This window comes from Deltaproteobacteria bacterium (assembly GCA_016874735.1).
Lineage (GTDB): Bacteria > Bdellovibrionota_B > Oligoflexia > Oligoflexales > CAIYRB01 > CAIYRB01.
In genome coordinates this window covers 1-19,136 of the sequence record VGTI01000006.1, presented here as the reverse complement: position 1 = coordinate 19,136, position 19,136 = coordinate 1, and the positions used below count along the sequence as shown (strand labels likewise).

Sequence of the window (19,136 nt, the reverse complement as noted above, 5' to 3'; positions counted from 1 at the left end):
CAGATATGGCAAAAAAAAAGCTAAAGAAACTGAGGCGCTTACAGCGAGGGGTGGCAGTCCAGACAGAGTCTGCCATACCCATGATTATAGCATGCGAAGAGCCACTCGAGCACGCTATCCAGGTCCTGTTTGTAGCCACCAAATCTCGCCCTAAGAAGGGTAGAAAACCCTTAATTATGCATAGCTTACGGGTGGCTTTCAAGCTGATGTCTCAAGGCTACGGGCTAAACGTCGTTCTTGGCGGACTTCTGCACGACTTGCTCGAAAAGTCCCTCATGAGTCCCCAGCAAGTCATGCGGCATTTCGGACTTGAGGTTGCCTCGACAGTGCAGGCTACCACCAATGATTTGAGAATTCGAGATCCAATAGCCAGATATGCCGACAGCGTGGCCCGCTGTGCGGTCGTTGGCGAGGGGGCGCTGCTGGCGCGTTGCGCCGATCTCATCGATAACTGTGAACGCGCTTTAGCGTTGGGACTCAAACCGAGGATGCCCAAGCTGCGGGAAAAGGTACAACTGCTACTGCAAGTTTGCCGGGAGGAGGACTTAGAATCACCTTTGCTAGGCGAGCTCAAGTCCTTACAAAATAAACTGAGACGTTACCGGTAGTGCGCGTGCTCCTAGATTTTGTGTGTCGCTGGGTCACGCTCGTGCATGATGCTCATCGCTACTTCGACCAGGTCCTCAACGCTCGGTTTACACCAGTAATCGGCGTCAGAGGCGTAAGCCGGTCTGTTCGCAGGTGCTGTTAAGGTTCTAGGTGGGGCATCGAGGTAGTCGTAGGCTCCATGGTGTTCCAGCACTTGCTGCATCATGAAAGCCGTAGCACCACCAGGGACATCCTCGTCCATAAAGATCGCGGCGTTGGTTTTCTTGATCGACTGGGCGATGAGCTGCGGTCTATCGAACGGTAGTAGCGTCCGCACATCGATAACCTCTAGACTCACACCAGCATGCGCCAGGCGTTCCGCTGCTTCTTCAGCAATGCGCACGCAGGCGCCATAGGTAACTACGGTGATGTCAGATCCAGAGATCACCACTTCTGGTACCCCAAGTGGAACTGTAAACTCACTTAAGTTTTCCGGCACGGCTTCACGCAGGCGATAGCCGCTGAGCACTTCGATAACTAAAGCAGGATCGTCACCTTGGAAGAGCGTGTTGTACATGCCTGCGGCCTGTACCATCGATCTGGGAACGCAAATATGCATACCTCTAAGACCGCTCGTGATGACTCCCATCGGGGACCCACTGTGCCAAATTCCCTCAAGCCGATGACCTTTAGTACGCACAATCACCGGGGCGATCTGACCACCAGCCGAGCGATAGTGCAAAGTTGCCAAATCGTCTGAGAGCAACTGGAAACAGTAGAGTAGATAATCAAGATACTGAATATCGACGACAGGACGTAGGCCGCGCATGGCAGCCCCTAAGCCCTGGCCTAAAATAGTGGCTTCCCGTATGCCGGTGTCGGTGAGGCACCATTCACCGTACTTCTCCTGTAGACCTTTGAAGTTTTGGTTTACATCTCCCAGTTTACCTACATCCTCGCCAATGATGAATAGGCGCGGTTCTCTGGCGAACAAGGCGTCAAAACAACGCTGAATCACCTCATTGCCGGGAACACTCTGCGGGATGTCTCCGTAGATGGCGGGTACTTCTTTAACGTTAAGTGGTGAGCTTGCCGTCTCGCTATGGACCCACCGGGTATAGCGATCTTGGTTGATGGCTTGCTGATGCTGCACAAAATCGCGCAGTGGAGCCTTGACTTCGTCCGTTTCTAGACGCAGTTCAAAAAGTGTCTTGCGGGCCGAGCTAACGATGCCGCGGCGTAGTAGCGCAGGTAATTTGCTAAGGTGCTTTTTCGCTTCATCAACCAGGTCGTGCCGCTCACATGCCTCAGCAATGCGGTCATAAATCGCCATCAGCGCGGCACGCTCGTTACTGATTGGTTGCAGATATTCTTGCCACGCCTCCGAACGTGCTTTTTCCGTATCGGCCAGAGCCAGTGATTCGGCTTCGTTGAGCTCGGCCTCGGTGGCAATAGCGGCACTGAGTAGCCACTCACGCATCCGTTTCAGGCAGTCAGCGTCTTGCTCGAACTGCAACCGCGCGGCAGTTTTGTAGCGTTCGTGGCTACCGCTAGTTGAATGGCCTTGCGGCTGTGTTAGTTCCGTAATGTGATAGAGGGCCGGACGATGAAGCTTACGGACACGGTCGATACCGTTTGTGTATGACGCGACCAAAGCCGGATAATCCCAGCCTTTCACCACATAAATGTCGTAGCCATCGACGCTATCATCGGCAGCAAATCCTGCACAAACGGCCGAGATCGAGTCCTTAGTCATCTGGTACTTATTGGGTACGGAGATACCAAAACCATCGTCCCACACCGATACGGCCACGGGTACCTGCAGGACACCGCAGGCATTTAAGGCTTCCCAAAATATGCCTTCCGCGGCACTAGCATTGCCGATGGTGCCAAAGGCGACTTCGTTACCATTGACGGAGAAATCTTTGAGCCCATGAAGCCTGGGGTTTTGCCGATACAACTTAGAGGCGTAACCGAGGCCCACGAGGCGTCCCATCTGGGCGGCTGTGGGTGACAAATCGGCCGCCGTATTGGCCTGGGCCGTCTGACTGAGCCAACGCCCGTCGGCATCGATGTAGCGCGTCGAGAAATGCGCGTTCATCTGTCTACCACCCGACATCGGGTCGTGCGCAAGGTCGGTGTCAGCATAGAGCTGTGCAAAAAGTTGTTTGAGCGTACAAACGCCAACAGCCAACATGATCGTCTGGTCGCGGTAATAACCACTACGCCAGTCACCGGGTCGCCAGGCTTTAGCCATGGCGAGTTGAGCCACTTCCTTACCGTCGCCAAAAATCCCAAACTTGGCCTTACCCGTGAGTACTTCTTTACGTCCGATGAGGCTGGCATGGCGGCTGGCCCACCCGAGCCGATAATCGGCCAATAGTTCGGTCTTGTCTATTGGCTTGCCGCGACTAGTATTGGCTCGGCTGGCTTTGGCCACGGTACGTCTCCTAATAAGATCAACGGGCAACGGCTGCCGCTAAAGGGGGCCGTCTCCTCGCATCAGTAATTAACCTGCGGGGGCTGATGTCAGCTACCTTAATCGCAAGCCTTTAGCGAGGCAAGTCAGGTGCTAGAATTTTGTCGATCACTTTTGGGCGTAGGCGGTGATAAAGTGAGCATGGCGCGGATCCAGCAGTCCAAACTTCGCGGCTAGTGGGTAATAACCAGACCCGCGGATCTGGACATGACGGAACTGGTGGCAGCCTAAAAATTCGATGAGTCCTCGGTAACTAAAGATGGTTTTATGGGTCCATGAGCCCAGGTGACCGGTATCGTGGCGGTGCACTGCGAGGGGATTGCCGACGCCGAGCCGCTTTACCGACAGGTTCGTTAGGGAAAACATTTGCCAGCCCAAGATGGTCGCCCCGATGTTGTGCCAACTGCTCGCATTCTCGGTGGAGATGACGACGTACCCCCCGGGTCTCAGGCAGCGAAAAATCTCAGCGGTGAAAGTGTCGATGGATCCCACATGCTCAATCACTTGGTTGGCATGGATCATGTCGAAGGATCCATCTGCATAGGGGAGGGGGTAATTAAGATCGTGCTCTACAACGGAGATGCCGCGCTCGCGTGCGGCGGCAGCGCGCTCTGGCACGATTTCAATACCGTGGACCTCGCTAGTTCCTATCTTTCGCGCTATGGCCTCGGTCCAAATGCCATCGTCACAACCAAGATCCAGGATCTTGGCCTTTGGGTCGGTTTGACAGAACGAGAGTATGTTCGATTTGTTTAGCGTGTAGGTTGCGTCAAAAAGTGTCACTAAAAACGATCGGAACATCATTGTCCTCCACCGCGTCCAGGGACGTCTCCGTTTACAGCGAGCGCGGCTAGTCTGAGCGAGGTTGACCGATTGTAAACTAAATAGATATTATCAACACACTCATTGAGATTTTATCGCAGATAGCGATCTGTTGTCTGAGAATTAATATCAAAGTCCGGAATCCCTTCCATCGCTTCATGGGTGGTGTCCGATGAAAAACCTAATTAATGAAGGTTCTGAAAGTGAACTCCACGGTGGACAGTTATACGCCGTGCATCGGTTCGTGGACCGCAATGATCTAGAGGGCATGTCAGTCCTGGATATCGGCTGTGGCTTTGGCTGGTTTGAGCACGCTGCTTTGCGCCTTGGCATCAAAAAGATTTGTGCCCTCGATGTGTCGGATCAGGATTTGGCGGCCGTAAGGAAGCACATCACTGACCAACGTGTAGAGTTTAAAGTCGGCAGCGGTATCAAATTACCGTATCCCGACCAGACCTTTGATACCGTAGTCTCTTGGGAGGTGCTGGAGCATATCCCCAAAGGCACAGAACCCGAATTTTTTAGAGAGATTAAGCGGGTCATCAAACCTAACGGAAAAATTTACCTATCGACGCCTCACAACAGTCTACTGGTCAATCTGCTGGACCCTGCTTATAGCCTCATCGGACACAGGCATTATTCGTTGCCGCAGATTGCGGGTTTGGCCGCTAACGCTGGGCTTCATGTGGAAACGATGACGGTCAAAGGTGGGATTTTCGAGTCCCTGTTCATCTTGAATCTTTACATAGCCAAATGGATATTCCGCCGCCGCCCCTTTTTCGAGGCGTGGTTTCACCGTGTCTCAGACCGTCGCTATATGGAGCAAGGCGCGGGGACATTCCAAATTTTCGTGAAATTAGCCTCAACTTTAAGACGTCAAGCAGAGGCCCCTGCGGCGTGACCTCAGCGCTGCGACCTTTGACTGCCGGCCCCTTCGCCAGGGCTCAGGACGCGCAAGTCATGCAACGGTACCCTGAGTTTAAGTATGCCGACTTCCACCTCAATGGTGTCGTCACCACCAGCGCCAATACGCAGGACCCGACCGGTTTTCTTGAGTGGCAACACGTATACCGGCGTATTGACACTGAGCAAGTCGCGACTTGCAGGCTGACCCGGAAGTTTGCCTTCGATATCATAAGCGCGTTGGATTTCGTTGATAGTCTGTCCCATCTCCTTCAGAGACTGTTCGGCCCGTTGCCGTCCGGCTAGGAGAGCTGCACGGCCATCTTGGACTTGGTCTTTGGCGGCTTGTTTGACCTCTTTGAGAGCGGCCTCGAATTCTCGTCTGAGATCAGCGAGACGCTCCTCATAACGATCAGCTAGCTGTTGTGAAGCTTTCCGACGGGCCTCCTGCATATGCTCGACTTCGTTTTGCCACCTGAGGCGCTCAGCTTCGGCCTGCAGCTTTTCGCCTCGAGCTGTTTTAGTTGCACTCTCGGCCTCGTCGCGCGCTGCCATCAGCGCAGCGACGGCTTGGTCCATACTTGAGGCGCGACCGTGGCGCAGTTCTTTCGCTCTTTTAAGGACTTGAGGCGGAAGGCCAATCTGTTCGGCGACCTCGAGTCCAAAGCTCTGACCCGGTAGGTCCAGCAGCAAGCGGTAGGTCGGCCGGAGATTTTGTAGCGAAAATTCCATCGACCCGTTGCGGAAGCGGCGGTCAGACAGGGCCATGCTCTTGAGTGCATCAAAGTGAGTTGTTACTACCCCGCGGACGCCACGATCCGCGAGTGACTCCAAGATCGCCGCCCCAATCGCGGCGCCCGTTTCCGGATCCGTACCGACCGCTAGTTCGTCGAGTAACACCAGGTCGTTGCTACCCGCCGACTCAAGGATCGGCCTGAGCCCCATCAGGTGCCCAGAGAAAGTCGATAGATTGGCGCTGAGATTTTGCGCATCACCCATCTCGAGGTATACGTGGTCGTAAAGGTATAGGCTCGATGTGCTGTCGACCGGTAACAAGAGACCTGCTTTGGCCATCAGATGCAGTAAGCCGACGGTCTTTAAGACCACCGTTTTACCGCCGGCATTCGGACCCGAGACGATGAGGATGTTGTGCTGATCGTCGAGGGCGATGGCGTTGCTCACGCTAGTTTTTTGTCGCGAGATCAAGGGGTGTCTGGCATCACGCAGATCGAGTCCCGGCTGATCTCGTAGCTTAGCAGGACCCGCCTCTAGGGCTGCCCCCAGACTGGCTTCGGCGGTCATGACATCGAGAGCAATCAGTGCCTCGTAATTATGCTTGAGAGTATCGAGGTCCTTCTCGACTAGGCCGCTCAATTCTCGGAAAATGCGGGCTATTTCGAGTTTTTCCTCGAGGTCGAGATCGAGCAGCTGGGCGTTCAAGGGTGCGATGGCCAGCGGTTCAATGTAAAGAGTCTGGCCGCTGGCGGAGGTGTCTAAGATCATGCCCTTGACACGGCCCCGACCATCTAACTTCATGGGGACGACGTAACGTTCGGCGCGCAGGGTGAAGAAGTCATCCTGCAAGTAGGCCATAAGCTCACTATCGCCATGAATAAGCTTGGTTAGCGTCTCCTCGATGCGGCGGCGCGTCTGCACTTTGCTACGACGGATGGCAGACAGCTCGGGAGAGGCGTCGTCAAGTAGTTGACCCTCGGCACCGACGGCCTTGGTGATAGCAAGGAGCAGCTGTGGCATCGGCAGGAGTTGGCCGCGCGTACGCCTCAGCGTGGAACATTTATTTTCGTACCCACTCGCAAAGGCATGGGTACGCCGCGTCGACTCAAGGAGGTCGGCAACGGCCCGAAGCGAAGGTCCGTCCAGTACCTGCCCCTTACTTGCGGCCCGAAACACCACTGCCATGGGCAAGAGTTCGCCAATGGGTGCTTTCAGTCCCTGGGCTGCGAGCAATTTTAGAGGCTCTACAGCGTCCCAGCGCGCTTGCACCTCGTTGGTGGTCAAATGCGGCGTCAGGGCCAAAGTCGCACTGCGGCCCTCGACAGTTTGACTGAAGTCCGCGAGAATCTGGAGGAGTGCGGGCCACTCTAGCTTTTCCAGGGTTTGGGCGCTGGCGTAAACCTGCATGATGCCTTCCGACTGAGTGATGTATTAACGCGATGGACGCGCTTGACGCGCCTAGTGCGACCCACGGGACGTGCTGCCTTGGCCGCCCAAGCTGTGCGATACTCAACCTAGCCGATGTCTTCATCGGGATGAAGCGTAATTGACGCAAGGCTAGATAAGTCGTCAGGCTCGAGGGGAACACATGATTTTTTCTTGGACTCAATACCTGAGCTCGGGGTTCACCTGGGCGGCAGTCGTGCTCGGTGCCGTGATCGGTAGTTTCCTTAACGTCTGCATCCTCCGCGTGCCTGAGGGCACCTTTTTAGAGCACCAGCGCTCTATCTGCCCAGCCTGCGGCACCCCAATCCCCTGGTACCTCAATATTCCGGTCGTGAGCTGGTTTATGCTCGGCGGCCGTGCCCGCTGCTGCCGTGCCAAGATCAGCCTACAATATCCGGCGGTTGAAGCATTCACAGCGGCTTTATTTGCCGTTATATACTGGCGTTTTCCGTTTATGGTGGAGACTGGATTTGGCTACCAGATTGATTACGCTAACTTGCTGCGTAGCCTCCACGCCGCGGTATTCTGCAGCGTCCTCATCGTCTGTTCGGTGATCGACTTGCGGCTCATGATCATCCCGGACGTGATCAGCTTGCCGATGGTAGCCCTGACCCCCTTAGTGGTCTATTTGCATCCTGATTTGGATTGGATCAGCGCTTCGTTAGGAGTCGTCCTCGGGGGTGGCAGCCTTTACGCCATCGCTTGGCTTTATTGGCTCGTGCGGCGTGAGGTCGGCATGGGTATGGGCGACGTTAAGCTTCTCGCGGCCATGGGAGGATGGCTCGGATACCAAGCGATCTTGCCGACGGTCCTTTACGGTTCGGTGGCAGGGGCGCTGACCGGACTTCTGCTTATGCTCGTGACGCGCAAGCTAACCCTGCGGTCAGCCATTCCTTTTGGGCCTTTTCTCGCCCTAGGTGCTATAATTCATTTATTCGCTGGACCGTTCATTCAGCAGGCCATGTTGGCACCGCTTGTTGATCGTTAATGCCAGCCTTCATTGCAAACTCGCTACGGATTGACGGATTACCGAGATGACTGAGGAAAAGCATGTGGCGGACCATTTGGCTATCCTTCGCGGCTTAAACGAGGCTGCCAAAACGCTCTCGGGTGCGCCTGGTCCAAGAGCGCTCTACCGACGCATGGGCGAGGTACTCATGCAGCAATTTCATATCCGGCAATTTGACTGTGCCAAGATCAGCAAGTCAGGCGGCAGGGTGAGCCTCAAGCGCCGCCGGGTCAACGTGCCCGGTGCTCAATCGATCAGCGATCAGGACTTGGATAAGGTGTCCGCCATCATCAGTGAGGCCGGAGCGCTCGGCGGCGAGCTCCGTGATGGGGTGAGTGAGATTAGGGTAGGTGACACGGTTTTGCAGTTGGCAGTTGCTGATGATCCACGCAGTCGTGCGGGGACGCTCTTACTGTGGGAGTTGCCAACGGCCACGAGCGAGACCACCCAGTTGCAGAAGTTGCAGCTAGATCACCTAGTACGCATCGTGCAGAACGAAGGCCGTTGGTTAAGGAAGCTCGATAAGACTCAGGCTGAGCTTTACCGTGACGAACTGACTGGCCTCTACAACTATCGCTATCTTGAAATTGCGATCGATCACGAGTTGCGGCGGGCTGATCGCTTCCAAACTAACTTCTGCCTGCTTTTTATTGATCTCGATAGCTTCAAGCCCATCAACGATCGTCATGGCCACTGCTCGGGTAGTTCGGTACTCAAACAAGTTGCTGACGTGCTGCGAGACGCCGTACGCGAGATCGATATTCCCATTCGGTATGGGGGCGATGAATTTGTTGTCTTGCTGCTCGGGGCTACCTGCTCCAAAGGTGTCTTGGCGGCAGAACGGGTGCGCCGTCACATTGAGGCCAAGGAATTCCGTATGGAAGACGGTGCCACAGCCAGACTCACGGCCTCGATAGGCGTAGCTGCCTACCCAGAACATGCGCGGGATCGAGCAAGTCTCCTGCGGCTCGCCGATGAAACCATGTACAGCAGCAAGCGCAGCGGCAAGAACCGAGTCACCGTAGTCAGTCGCGACGCCCAAGAAGGAGAGCAGAATGTCAGCTAGAGCCCCAAGCCACAGTGCGACTCATCAAGAGCATTTGGTGCGCCCCCAGCATACCAATGCCATGGGATCGGTATTTGGTGGTGAGGTCGTTTCCTGGGTCGATATTGCTGCTGCCACCTGCGCCATGCGGCATTGTGACCGTCCCGTCGTGACAGCCTCCATTGATGCCATGGCCTTTTTATCGCCAGTCCACGTTGGGTGGATCGTCTGTCTCGATGCGAGCGTCAACTATACGGGTAAAACGAGCTGCGAAATTGGTGTGCGGGTGACGGCAACCAACCCAGTTACCGGCGAAAAACATCACACGGCTAGTGCTTATCTGACTTTTGTTGCTCTCGACAGCTATGGTCGTCCAACCGCGATTCCGCCGGTGCAGCCGGTGACAGAAGCGGACAAGAGGCGGTACCACGAGGCCCAGGCACGGCGGAAGGCGCGTCTCGAACTCAAGGCGGCCCTGGCGGCTAGGGATGCGAGCGGTGGGGTACCATGACGCAAGGTGAGCTCAAAAAATTTGTCCTACGAGGGATCGCCCATCTCTTTGGGGGCCTATGTCTGTTGATCAGCGTTGCGGGATTAGGCGCCACCGAGGAGCTTCCGTCTCCCGCAGATTTTAACCAGGTTGATTATTATCTCCTGACTGTGGGTCGCGGCCCCCGTCCCGAGGCCCTGTTTGGACACACGATCCTGCGTGTGGTCGATAACCAGTCGCATTGGGATCTGAGTTTTAATTGGGGCATCTTCGATTTTGCTGATCCAGCATTTCCGTGGAAATTCTATCGTGGAGACCTTAATTACGCCCTGGCCATTGCCGAGACGCAGCCGCTGATTGATCACTATAGGCGCGTCGAGAAGCGGAGTATCATCCAAGAGCGTTTAGTGCTCACGGTTAATCAAAAGCGAGCCCTATATCAACGCTTGCTGGATAACGCTAAACCAGAAAATCTTTTTTACCAATATCATCAATTTCTTGACAACTGTGCCACGCGCCCACGAGATCACCTCAACGCTGTGCTTGGTGGCGTCCTCAGGCAGTTTTTTACTGCGAGAATATCCACAGTTACAAGGCGCCAGTATATTCAAGATGCAGCGCGACCCAGCTGGTGGGTGTATCTGGGCCTCGACATGAGCAGCAATGACTTTCTCGATGCCACCATCAGTAATTGGGACGAGATGTTTTTGCCCATAAGATTACGTGAGCTACTGTTTTTAGTCCCAGCGATCGCTGATGACGGCACTCTGTCCAAAGACCGGAAATTACTCGAAGGGGCAGAACTCATTGTCGATATGCCAGAGCCTCGCGCGGATGGTAATCCTTACTTCGTCGTGACCATGGCTTTAGGCGGTATTTTGGTGGCGACGCTTTTAGCATTGGGCCGTCTCTCCAGCGAAGCGACGGCGGCCACTTTACTCGGCGGTGCCAGCTTGGTTTACGGACTCTGGTCAGCCATCTGGGGCACGGTCCTGACCAGTAACTGGGTGCTGTCGGATTATGTGATGCTAAAACATAACGCCGCTCTGTGGCTGGTGTGGCCGATTGATTGGATCTTCGTCGTATTCGGTATTGTCCTACTCGTCAAAAGGTCGCGGCCTGACCGCTGGCAGCGCCTGGCAAGAGGGGTTGTATTTTTGTCCTCGCTGCATCTGACGGCTCTCGCGGTGATTTTGGTTTTGAGTCAATCCGGTTTGGTTAAGCAGACGATGCAGTCCGTTCTGGCATCGACGGGACTTTGTGGATTGGTTTACTATGGCACTATGATCCGCCAAGCAACGCGACGGGAGTCCTGAGAGTCATGTACAAACAACGACCTGAAAAGGACAAACTGTTTCGTCAAGTGCTCAAGGGCGAGCAAGCCGCTTTGATGGACATCCTCGAAGGCGAGCGGCACGAGCTTTTTGACTACCTGATGCGGATGACTGGTCAGGTTACGCGCTCTTATGAATCCGTCGACGAGGTGTTTTCTTCGCTGACGCGAGAGACTATTGCCACGCTCGGTAGCTACGGTGAACTCAAGGTCTGTATATTCGCGACAGCACGACGCTTTAATGCCGACATCTGGAATGCCGATATCTCGATACTGGTCAATGCTGCTGTGAGTCCTGACAAAGCGCGAAACGTCGATGTCATTGAAGTTGCCGTGGCCAACCCGAAGGCCGCGCTTAAGGCTGACGAGGCCTTCAGGGCTCTCGGGGGTCAGCAACGAGAAGCTGTGCTGCTGTCGATGATTACAGGATTTGAGCTCGCAGAAATCAGCGAGATCACGGATCAACCCATCCGCGAGGTGGAGCAGTTGATTTCTCAGGGCTTGGTGCTCCTGAAGCAGGAGCTGGGGGCGAGTGCGGATGTCGTTCAGTTCATGCGCGAGCATTTGGTGCTGCATCCGCAGCCAGTCAGATCCTCCGCCATGACGCTTAACCTCAGTCAGTTGATGCAGGGTATCAGGGCTAAGCCGGTCGGTATTTGGTCACCACTCCGCTTGGCCCTGGTGGGCGTGGTATTGGCCCTTTTGGTGGTCTGGTTGGTGTTCCCGACGGCTTTTAGCCGTGCCGTGGATGTCTGGCGTCCAGCCCCAACGGCCAGCGAAAAATAACCAGCTGATATCACAAGTGATAATTTGTCACTTTGAGTGGTTGGCAAGGTGACAAAAATTTATTAATGGTTTATATCATCTTCAAAATAAGGTGGTAGCTTAAGTACATTAAGCCACATTTTATTAGTTGGAGTCTTCCATGCTGTCTACCTTGGTTCGCGATAATGTAGCACCTTTGGTGCCTAATTTTATCCGTCCATGGACCATACTTCGTGGCGGAGCTAACGAGTTCGTGCGCAAGGTTGAGGTGGACTTTAAGGTGCGCGACTACCGTGTCAAAACGGTCGAGTCGCCCAGTGAACTCAAACAGGTGTTAGCCCTGCGCCGCTCAGTGTTTCATTACGAGTTTGCCGGTAAATGGCTGAGCCTTCGGAGTGATCAGGACGAGTTTGATGTACATGCTGACCATTTAGCTATCTTTGACGAGAAGGCTGGTGTCGTGGCTGGCGTCTACAGATTGATTGCGAGTGAATTTGCGGCGCCTTTTTACTCTGCGACGGAATTTGATATTAGTCAGTTCCTGGGTTCATCTGGCTCTAAACTTGAGCTGAGCCGTGCTTGCATCGATCGCCATTACCGTAACGGCGTGGTGATCACCCTGCTTTGGCGCGGTATTGCTGAGTATGCCAAGCGTGCCAAGATCGACTATCTGTTTGGACTCAGCAGTATCAACACGGTGGATCTGCGCCGGATTGCCGAGATTCATCGCTACTTCACCGATAGTGGCATCGTCAGTGACGCCTTCGGTATTGCGCCTCGCGGGAAATACCGCATCGACGGTTTCGAGCAAGCTTTCGCGCGCACTACGGCCGGTAAGGGGGAAGCTCCTGAGGCTATGCCGGCACTATTCAAGACCTATATTAAAGCTGGAGCTAAGGTATGTTCGCAGCCGGTGATCGATCGGGACTTCAACTGCGCGGACTGGCTGACGGTGCTCGACATGGGCGGGATGACCGCAGCCTACGACAAGAAGTATATGCGCGACTAAGAGCGTGGGCGCGCGTTGGCGTGGTCGCTACGGTGCTCATCTCGATCGCCGTGATCTCGCTGCTGGCTCGCTATACCACGGTATGTGACATCAAGAGAACGCGGCGCATCACGAGATTGGTGCAGTTGTTCTCGCGGTCGATGCTTCGGTTTTTAAATGTTCAGTGCATCATCGAGGCCGATGCGGCGCAGGATTTTGACAACCATGCCGGGATGCTGATCATCCCCAATCATATGTCGTATCTCGATATCCTCGTCATCAACGCGCTTTTCCCCGCAGTGTTCGTGACATCGCGCGAGATTGAGAAAACGCCGGTGCTAGGGCACATCACTAAGGTGGCAGGGTGTACCTTCATTGAAAGGCGGCACAAGCGCGATCTGCATCGCGATATCGATCGGTTGTCGGCCCTCCTTAACGAAGGCATCAACGTCACACTTTTTCCTGAAGGCACAACGACGGCTGGGGATCATATCTTGCCCTTCAAGAAATCGTTATTTGAAGCGGCAATACGCAGTAAAGCGCGTGTGGTGCCGGTATGCCTACGCTATGAGACTGTGGGCGGCGAAGCTTTCTCTCATGCCAATCACGACTCCATCGCTTGGTACGGCAAGATGAAATTCCTGCCGCATCTACTCAAGTTGGTGAGCGTGAAATCCATCGTTGTGCGTCTCACGGTCCTGCCCGATATGCAATTCCGCGGACACCGATGCCGCAAGAAGTTGGCCGATGATACGCGGGCAAAAATTGTCGCACATTACTTCGTCTAGCTTAGTCACTTGCCGTACCAGAGGGACATAGCTCGCTCCGTATACTCGTTATTGATCCGCTCGGCGTTGGCCCAGTTCTCGTGCGATGCCACGGCACGCAGCATAAAATCAAGCAGTGCGTGGTGACGGCGGAGTGTCCTTTGCAATCGATGCGGTTTCACTGGATTAAAAATTCCGAGCGAGGAAAAAAGTTGGCGGGGATTTTTTTTAATCCAGATCCACGATCCCATCTCTAAGGTCACCGGTAGCAAAGTGTGCCCGGTCGACTCTTTCGTGGACTCAAGAAAAAGGTAATCCCACAGATCGCCGTGAGTCGTGTACTGCAGAGACTGCGGTTCCATGATGTAGACGTGGTTAGGTAGACTGCGCTGCAATTTACTCTTTAGCGCGTACATCAGTGGTAAATGCTCAAAAGGACGGCGCGAGTAAGCATAGGGAAACCACAGGCGATCGACCGTACCGAAGCCTGAGTGCATATCAAGGGCGAGGGAGAATCGCGATGGGAATAGTTCGCGCTTGATAAACTGGATTAGGAGTTGTGACTCGAGTTCCATAGGGGCGCCAACTGGGCCGCGGTACCAAGGCAATTTTGAGGATTTACGATGGCCACCGAGTAAAGGGACGTTGGGTTCCTCTTCGGCATCAATGGGAGAGTTGCGCATCAAGTCAACGCCGTTGGCATTTGCACGCGTGGTGGCAAACATGCCTGCAGGGTTGACCAGGGGGAGGAAAAGTAGACGCGCCTTACTCAGGAGATGCTGCAAACCTTTGTCCCAATGAATGAGATCGACGATCGTGCGGAGGTATGAGATGGCGACGTTGGTGCCAATGCGTTCAAGACCGTGTACACCGCCGATGAACGCTACTGTAGGATCCGTCCACTTGCCGAGACCAAAAGTGAAGGAATAAACTGGGAACTGAAAGCCAAAGGCATCGACGGTACCCTCAACCTGCACCGATCCATCGGCCTGACAGATACGGGCAATGTCCTCGAGTTCAACTAATTCTGGCAGTTTGGTGCGGATCTCCGGAATATCGCCGACACGCGGTGCATCAAGCAGCGGAGCCATCTCTTTTTGTGCTGTAGATCGCCGACTCAAGGCCCGTCACCTCACTTAAGGCTAGAGTAGGTAGCTGAGCTTTACCGTATAACTACGACTAGAGTTGAAATTGGCCTCGCCACTCAGAGCTGCAAACGGCGACCAAAGATTAACCTTGAGACCAGCAGCAGTGTCGCCTTTCAGGTGTGTTAATTCATAAGAAGTCGAGGCGAGAGATTCATTGAAGCCAAGTTGGTCAGTAGTCACGGGACTTTCAAAAATGGACCCGCGATGACTTGAGAATCCAGCCCGGCCATAGACGGTGAGATAACGCCAGAATCCATAAGATACAATGCCCTCGCCACTCGTAGAACTAAGTTTAGTACCGTAGTGACCTTGCAGTTGGCCGTAACTGGCTCTGAGCGCCAGGGCTGGGCGTCCCAAGCTCTGATAAAGCGTCCACTGCAGGATGCCACTCACCTGCAGCAGGTCTTGGCTGCGTCCAGGCGCGGCTATCGACACGCTGAAATCTAGCGGAAGTGTAAAACCCTTGGTGAGCCACATCCTTGGTGTGGCCATGGGCCGTACGTCACCGTCTTGGGTGGCATAGGCAAGGCCTACTTGCTCAAGGAGGAGGCTACTCGAGGTCGGTAGGGCGAAGTATTCCATGCCGACGCCCAGGTCGATGCCGAAGGATCCGTGGCAGGAGGCAGGCTGCATCGGGCTCGGGCTATTGATGTCGGCAAGGACATGAAAGGCCGCCTCAGCCGGAATTTCCGCACCGGTAGCTAAGGCCACCTGACTAGCGGTCGCGCTGACAGCAAGGATAATTGCGTACCTGAACATGAGCATAATTTTCGTGGCGTCTCGGCGAGGTTGGTGCCATAAGGGCGGTCATGCGTGTGGCACTTGTAGATCATTATGACAGCTTTACCTTCAACGTCATAGACTGGTTGACCGGTTTGGATTCTGCCGTGACCGTTGATTACCTGACTTTTGACGACCCTGCCGGCATCGCCCGTCTGCGCGGCAACCCTTGCCCACTGGTCGTGTCGCCTGGGCCCAAGCGCCCCGAGGACGCAGGTGCTACTTTGGCATTAGTCAAAGACTGGCTTGGAAAGGTGCCGATTCTAGGCATTTGCCTGGGCCATCAGATTCTTGCCGTAGCTACCGGCGGTCAGGTTGTTCGCGCCAAAGACCCGCATCACGGGGCGACGCGTCGCCTACATATGAGTGACGCGCCAGGACTTCTTGCCGGATTAGCCTCGGGGGTGGAGGTGGCCAGTTATAATTCGCTGGTCGTTGCACCTGGTACCCTCGCGCCCAACTGGCAGATCAATGCCGTTTGTGGTCACGGTGAGATCCAGGCGATGAGCCGCATCGTGCAGGGGGAGGCGCCCGCCTTTGGCCTGCAGTTTCATCCTGAGTCTTTTCTCAGCGAAGGTGCAGCCCAAATGCGGCTTAACTGGCTAAGTGCGATGGGTATGGGTCAGCACTCGGCGATTGCACCCTTGGCCATGCCCTCGTAGCAGATCACGCGCACGCGTTCGCTGGTGTTTTCCTCGCGTTTAACAAGGCGCGCCACTTCGGCAGCAATACACTCGATGCTAGTCTCCCGCTCGACGCAGAAGATCCGCTCGGCGGGCAGGGTGGCCTCAAAATAGCCTTGTGACGCTTGGTAGCCAAGAACTACAGGGTCCCGTCCTTTGCCGCGCGTACCGGGAGCAATTTCGCCGCTGCGGAACTGCACAGGCGTGGCGATATGCACATTATTGCCGAGGACATCGCGGGCGATGTAGTGCTCAAGGTCAGGGCGGCGCTCCTCGCCGACAAAGACCTGCAGGCGCGACCGGTGGCCGTGCATAAGACGCTGGCACATACCCTCGTGGCCAGCGATGCCGTGGGTGTAGCGGAAGGTTGCTTCGGTGGGATCGACTTCCTCTTCGCGCAGCGCGACGCTGATGCTGATGATCTCCTGCGGCAAGCGGTGGCGCAAGCTGCGGACGATCTCCTGCTCGAGCACTTGGCGGTTGATGGCCACGCTTCTGACCGGGAATACGGCGCCGTTGGGGCTGTGGTATTCCCACTCACCCTCGGCACCGACCTTGCCCGATCGGGACTTCATATGCCACCACTCACTCTTTTCCGAACCGCGGAATTCCATCCCCCGGAACTGCACGGCCTGGGAGTTGATCGGCATGATTAAGGAGTGATCGATGCTGGTCTTGAGCACCTGGCGCACCATCTTTTTGAGCAGGCTGAAGTCGAAGACAAAGCCATTGTCACCCAAGGTCCCCGTCAGTGTGACGTCGATGTCCCAACTCTGGCCAAAGATACCCTTGGATGGGTCAAAGATCGCGCAGTCGACCGATGTGATGTCGTTGAGAAAGATCGTCCCACGGATGCCCGTGTCTTCACCGAGGTCGCTGGAATTCGAGGCGTTTTTCACTCTGTTGCACCACCTTTATGCCGCCAGTCAGGGCGTAAACGTTGCCTTATACTGACTTCTTAATTGAAATCCAAACTAAATGTCAGTAATCCTTGGGACCCAGGCTCCAATTTGACTGATCCAGCGCTTTTCGAGGTGAACCATGAGCTTTGACCGAGTCCGCGTGCGTATAGCCCCGTCGCCTACCGGTGACCCGCATGTGGGGACGGCCTATGTAGCTCTGTTTAATTATGTTTTTGCCCGCAAGCATGGCGGCGAGTTCATCATCCGTATCGAGGATACGGACCAGTCGCGCTACCGGGCCTCCAGTGAGGACATGATCCTGCGCAGCCTCAAGTGGCTAGGTCTGAGCTGGGATGAAGGGCCAGATGTCGGGGGCAAATATGGCCCTTATCGCCAGTCAGAGCGGCGTGAGATCCATGCGGCTCATGCCATGCAACTCGTTGAGCGGGGCCTTGCTTACCGCTGCTTCTGCACGGCGGAGCGTCTCGATAAGGTGCGCCAGGAGCAGAAGGAAAGAGGCCAGACCACTGGCTACGACCGACACTGCCGCGACCTGAGTCCGGCCGAGGGTGAGCATCGTGCGGCCGCGGGCGAGCCCTGCGTCGTGCGCCTGAAGATGCCGCGGAGCGGCGTGACTAAGTTTGATGACGCTCTGCGTGGCACGGTAGAGATCGACAACCAGCGCCTTGATGATCAGGTGCTCCTGAAGTCGGACGGCTACCCGACCTATCACTTGGCTAATGTCGTCGACGATCACTTGATGAAGATCAGCCATGTCATGCGCGCTGAGGAGTGGATCTCGTCCACGCCTAAACACGTGTTGCTGTACGAGGCGTTTGGCTGGGAGAAGCCGGTGTTCTGTCACCTGCCGCTGCTGCGTAACCCGGACCATTCCAAAATATCCAAGCGCAAGAATCCCACGTCGCTGCGCTACTACGAGCGCGCCGGTGTGTTGCCCGAGGCTTTGCTCAATTACTTGGGTCTCATGGGCTGGAGCTACGGCGACAATGTCGAAATCTTCAGCGTCGAACAGATGACCAGTCGTTTTGACCTAAAAGGTATCCACCTCGGTGGACCGATCTTTGATCAGACCAAGCTCAACTGGCTCAATAATCAGTATCTGCAGAAACTGTCGGACGACCGATTTGTCGCGCTGATCCGTGATCAAGTGTTTGCTCCGGAAGTGCTGAAGGCACTGCGCCCCTACGTGGTCGAGCGCATGGACCGGCTGGAGCAGTTCGTTGATAAGAATAGCTTCTTCTTCAACGGAGCACTGCCTTACGAGGGGGTGCCACTAGTACCGCAAGGTAAGACCGCTGCCGACATCGCTGGCATGGTCAGCGAGCTCGTCGAAAAATTGGACGACCTCTACGACTGGGACTTTGAGCACATCAAAGCTTGCCTCGATACTCACCGCGAGGCCCTGGGGTGGAAGCCTAAGGATTACTTTATGACCGTGCGTCTCGTCACTACGGGCCGCAAGGATTCACCACCGCTAGTAGAATCGATGGTCATCATCGGTCGTGAGATGGTGCGGTTTAGGTTGAGGAATGCTTTGGAATTTTTGCGGAAGCTCTAAAAATTACCGCTGCGTTTTCAGGGACTAACTGACTATCGGTTAATGCGGGAGCCAGATCCTGCCGAAGGCTCTAGGCCACAATTGCGAGGTCAGTTCCATGGCGGCTAATTCCTCCAAAGTTTCTCTCGAGTCCCAGCCATCGCAGATCAATCCCGCATTGCGACCTGCAGAGGTGGGCGGTGGTTTTACGAGCTACCAGAAGTTGGTGGTCGGACTGCTAGCGTTCTTGCAGTTTACGGTGATTCTAGACTTCATGATTTTGGCGCCACTTGGCGCCATTTTAATGCCTACTCTTGGTATATCGCCATCGCAATTTAGTTTAGTGGTCTCGTCCTATGCCTTTAGTGCTGGAGTGGCCGGAATCTTGTCGGCAGGATTTGCCGATCGCTTTGACCGCAAGCGTATGCTGCTCTTCTTTTACGTGGGATTTCTCATTGGGACGCTCATGTGTGCGCTGGCCAACTCCTTTGAGGCCCTGCTGACGGCACGCATAGTGACGGGTCTGTTCGGTGGCGTGATTGGTTCCGTCGTCTTTGCCATCACGACGGATCTATCGGAAAGTCGGCTAGTACTCCAACCATACCGTAGGACGCTTTAGCGTCTGAGGCTTGGTTGGTGGTGAAGGCCGACACACCGTGAGCTTCGCTTGGCGAAGTGAGCGGTCCGTTACTCGA

The 19,136-nt window shown here is 55.0% G+C and carries 18 protein-coding genes; 12 read left to right on the top strand and 6 right to left on the bottom strand.

Features of this window, described 5'->3' with window-relative positions; all coding sequences use genetic code 11:
- The first annotated feature begins 5 nt into the window (after window positions 1-5).
- Window positions 6-608, top strand: a complete 603-nt coding sequence (locus tag FJ146_05535) for an HD domain-containing protein (GenBank protein ID MBM4251411.1) — start codon at window positions 6-8, stop codon at window positions 606-608.
- 11 nt (window positions 609-619) lie between these two features.
- Here the strand turns inward: FJ146_05535 and FJ146_05530 are convergent, their stop codons facing one another.
- Both FJ146_05530 and FJ146_05525 read right to left on the bottom strand, forming a co-directional pair.
- Window positions 620-3,028: a transketolase gene (locus FJ146_05530; protein MBM4251410.1), complete on the bottom strand. Its 2,409-nt coding sequence runs from the start codon at window positions 3,026-3,028 to the stop codon at window positions 620-622.
- A 147-nt stretch (window positions 3,029-3,175) separates the two neighbouring features.
- Entirely contained in the window at window positions 3,176-3,871 is a 696-nt protein-coding gene (locus FJ146_05525) for a class I SAM-dependent methyltransferase (GenBank protein ID MBM4251409.1), read from the bottom strand.
- A 190-nt stretch (window positions 3,872-4,061) separates the two neighbouring features.
- Here FJ146_05525 and FJ146_05520 point away from each other — a divergent pair, with 190 nt between their 5' ends.
- Window positions 4,062-4,790 (top strand): class I SAM-dependent methyltransferase, encoded by a 729-nt coding sequence (locus tag FJ146_05520; protein ID MBM4251408.1) that lies wholly within the window; start codon window positions 4,062-4,064, stop codon window positions 4,788-4,790.
- A gap of 2 nt (window positions 4,791-4,792) precedes the next feature.
- On the opposite strand, the gene FJ146_05515 is transcribed toward FJ146_05520, so the two are convergent.
- Window positions 4,793-6,934: a hypothetical protein gene (locus FJ146_05515; protein MBM4251407.1), complete on the bottom strand. Its 2,142-nt coding sequence runs from the start codon at window positions 6,932-6,934 to the stop codon at window positions 4,793-4,795.
- Between the two features lie 181 nt (window positions 6,935-7,115).
- Between FJ146_05515 and FJ146_05510 the strand changes: the two genes are divergently transcribed.
- The 7 genes from FJ146_05510 (at window position 7,116) to FJ146_05480 (ending at window position 13,391) form a co-directional block, all read left to right on the top strand.
- On the top strand, window positions 7,116-7,961 hold the full coding sequence (locus FJ146_05510) for a prepilin peptidase (GenBank protein MBM4251406.1): 846 nt from the start codon (window positions 7,116-7,118) through the stop codon (window positions 7,959-7,961).
- Between the two features lie 46 nt (window positions 7,962-8,007).
- Window positions 8,008-9,048 carry a GGDEF domain-containing protein gene (locus FJ146_05505; GenBank protein ID MBM4251405.1) on the top strand — a complete coding sequence of 347 codons (1,041 nt, stop codon included), beginning with the start codon at window positions 8,008-8,010 and terminating at the stop codon, window positions 9,046-9,048.
- Window positions 9,038-9,538, top strand: coding sequence for an acyl-CoA thioesterase (locus tag FJ146_05500; GenBank protein ID MBM4251404.1), 501 nt, complete (start codon window positions 9,038-9,040; stop codon window positions 9,536-9,538). Before FJ146_05505 ends, FJ146_05500 begins: the two co-directional genes overlap by 11 nt.
- Window positions 9,535-10,833 carry a DUF4105 domain-containing protein gene (locus tag FJ146_05495; GenBank protein MBM4251403.1) on the top strand — a complete coding sequence of 433 codons (1,299 nt, stop codon included), beginning with the start codon at window positions 9,535-9,537 and terminating at the stop codon, window positions 10,831-10,833. The genes FJ146_05500 and FJ146_05495 overlap by 4 nt, the downstream gene beginning before the upstream one ends.
- Before the next feature lie 5 nt (window positions 10,834-10,838).
- Window positions 10,839-11,636 carry a hypothetical protein gene (locus FJ146_05490; GenBank protein ID MBM4251402.1) on the top strand — a complete coding sequence of 266 codons (798 nt, stop codon included), beginning with the start codon at window positions 10,839-10,841 and terminating at the stop codon, window positions 11,634-11,636.
- A 139-nt stretch (window positions 11,637-11,775) separates the two neighbouring features.
- Entirely contained in the window at window positions 11,776-12,624 is an 849-nt protein-coding gene (locus FJ146_05485; protein ID MBM4251401.1) for a GNAT family N-acetyltransferase, read from the top strand.
- Entirely contained in the window at window positions 12,516-13,391 is an 876-nt protein-coding gene (locus FJ146_05480) for a 1-acyl-sn-glycerol-3-phosphate acyltransferase (protein ID MBM4251400.1), read from the top strand. The genes FJ146_05485 and FJ146_05480 overlap by 109 nt, the downstream gene beginning before the upstream one ends.
- 5 nt (window positions 13,392-13,396) lie before the next feature.
- Here the strand turns inward: FJ146_05480 and FJ146_05475 are convergent, their stop codons facing one another.
- Together FJ146_05475 and FJ146_05470 are read right to left on the bottom strand one after the other, a co-directional pair.
- A complete protein-coding gene (locus FJ146_05475) occupies window positions 13,397-14,461 on the bottom strand; it encodes a zinc carboxypeptidase (GenBank protein ID MBM4251399.1) in 1,065 nt (354 codons plus the stop codon).
- A 51-nt stretch (window positions 14,462-14,512) separates the two neighbouring features.
- Window positions 14,513-15,277, bottom strand: a complete 765-nt coding sequence (locus tag FJ146_05470) for a hypothetical protein (GenBank protein ID MBM4251398.1) — start codon at window positions 15,275-15,277, stop codon at window positions 14,513-14,515.
- A gap of 50 nt (window positions 15,278-15,327) precedes the next feature.
- Here FJ146_05470 and FJ146_05465 point away from each other — a divergent pair, with 50 nt between their 5' ends.
- Entirely contained in the window at window positions 15,328-15,960 is a 633-nt protein-coding gene (locus tag FJ146_05465; GenBank protein ID MBM4251397.1) for an aminodeoxychorismate/anthranilate synthase component II, read from the top strand.
- Here the strand turns inward: FJ146_05465 and FJ146_05460 are convergent.
- Window positions 15,921-16,880, bottom strand: coding sequence for a hypothetical protein (locus FJ146_05460; GenBank protein ID MBM4251396.1), 960 nt, complete (start codon window positions 16,878-16,880; stop codon window positions 15,921-15,923). The genes FJ146_05465 and FJ146_05460 overlap by 40 nt on opposite strands.
- A 142-nt stretch (window positions 16,881-17,022) precedes the next feature.
- Here FJ146_05460 and FJ146_05455 point away from each other — a divergent pair, with 142 nt between their 5' ends.
- Window positions 17,023-18,462 carry a glutamate--tRNA ligase gene (locus FJ146_05455; GenBank protein MBM4251395.1) on the top strand — a complete coding sequence of 480 codons (1,440 nt, stop codon included), beginning with the start codon at window positions 17,023-17,025 and terminating at the stop codon, window positions 18,460-18,462.
- Window positions 18,463-18,715: 253 nt separating this feature from the next.
- Window positions 18,716-19,060, top strand: a complete 345-nt coding sequence (locus tag FJ146_05450) for an MFS transporter (GenBank protein MBM4251394.1) — start codon at window positions 18,716-18,718, stop codon at window positions 19,058-19,060.
- Window positions 19,061-19,136 lie beyond the last annotated feature (76 nt).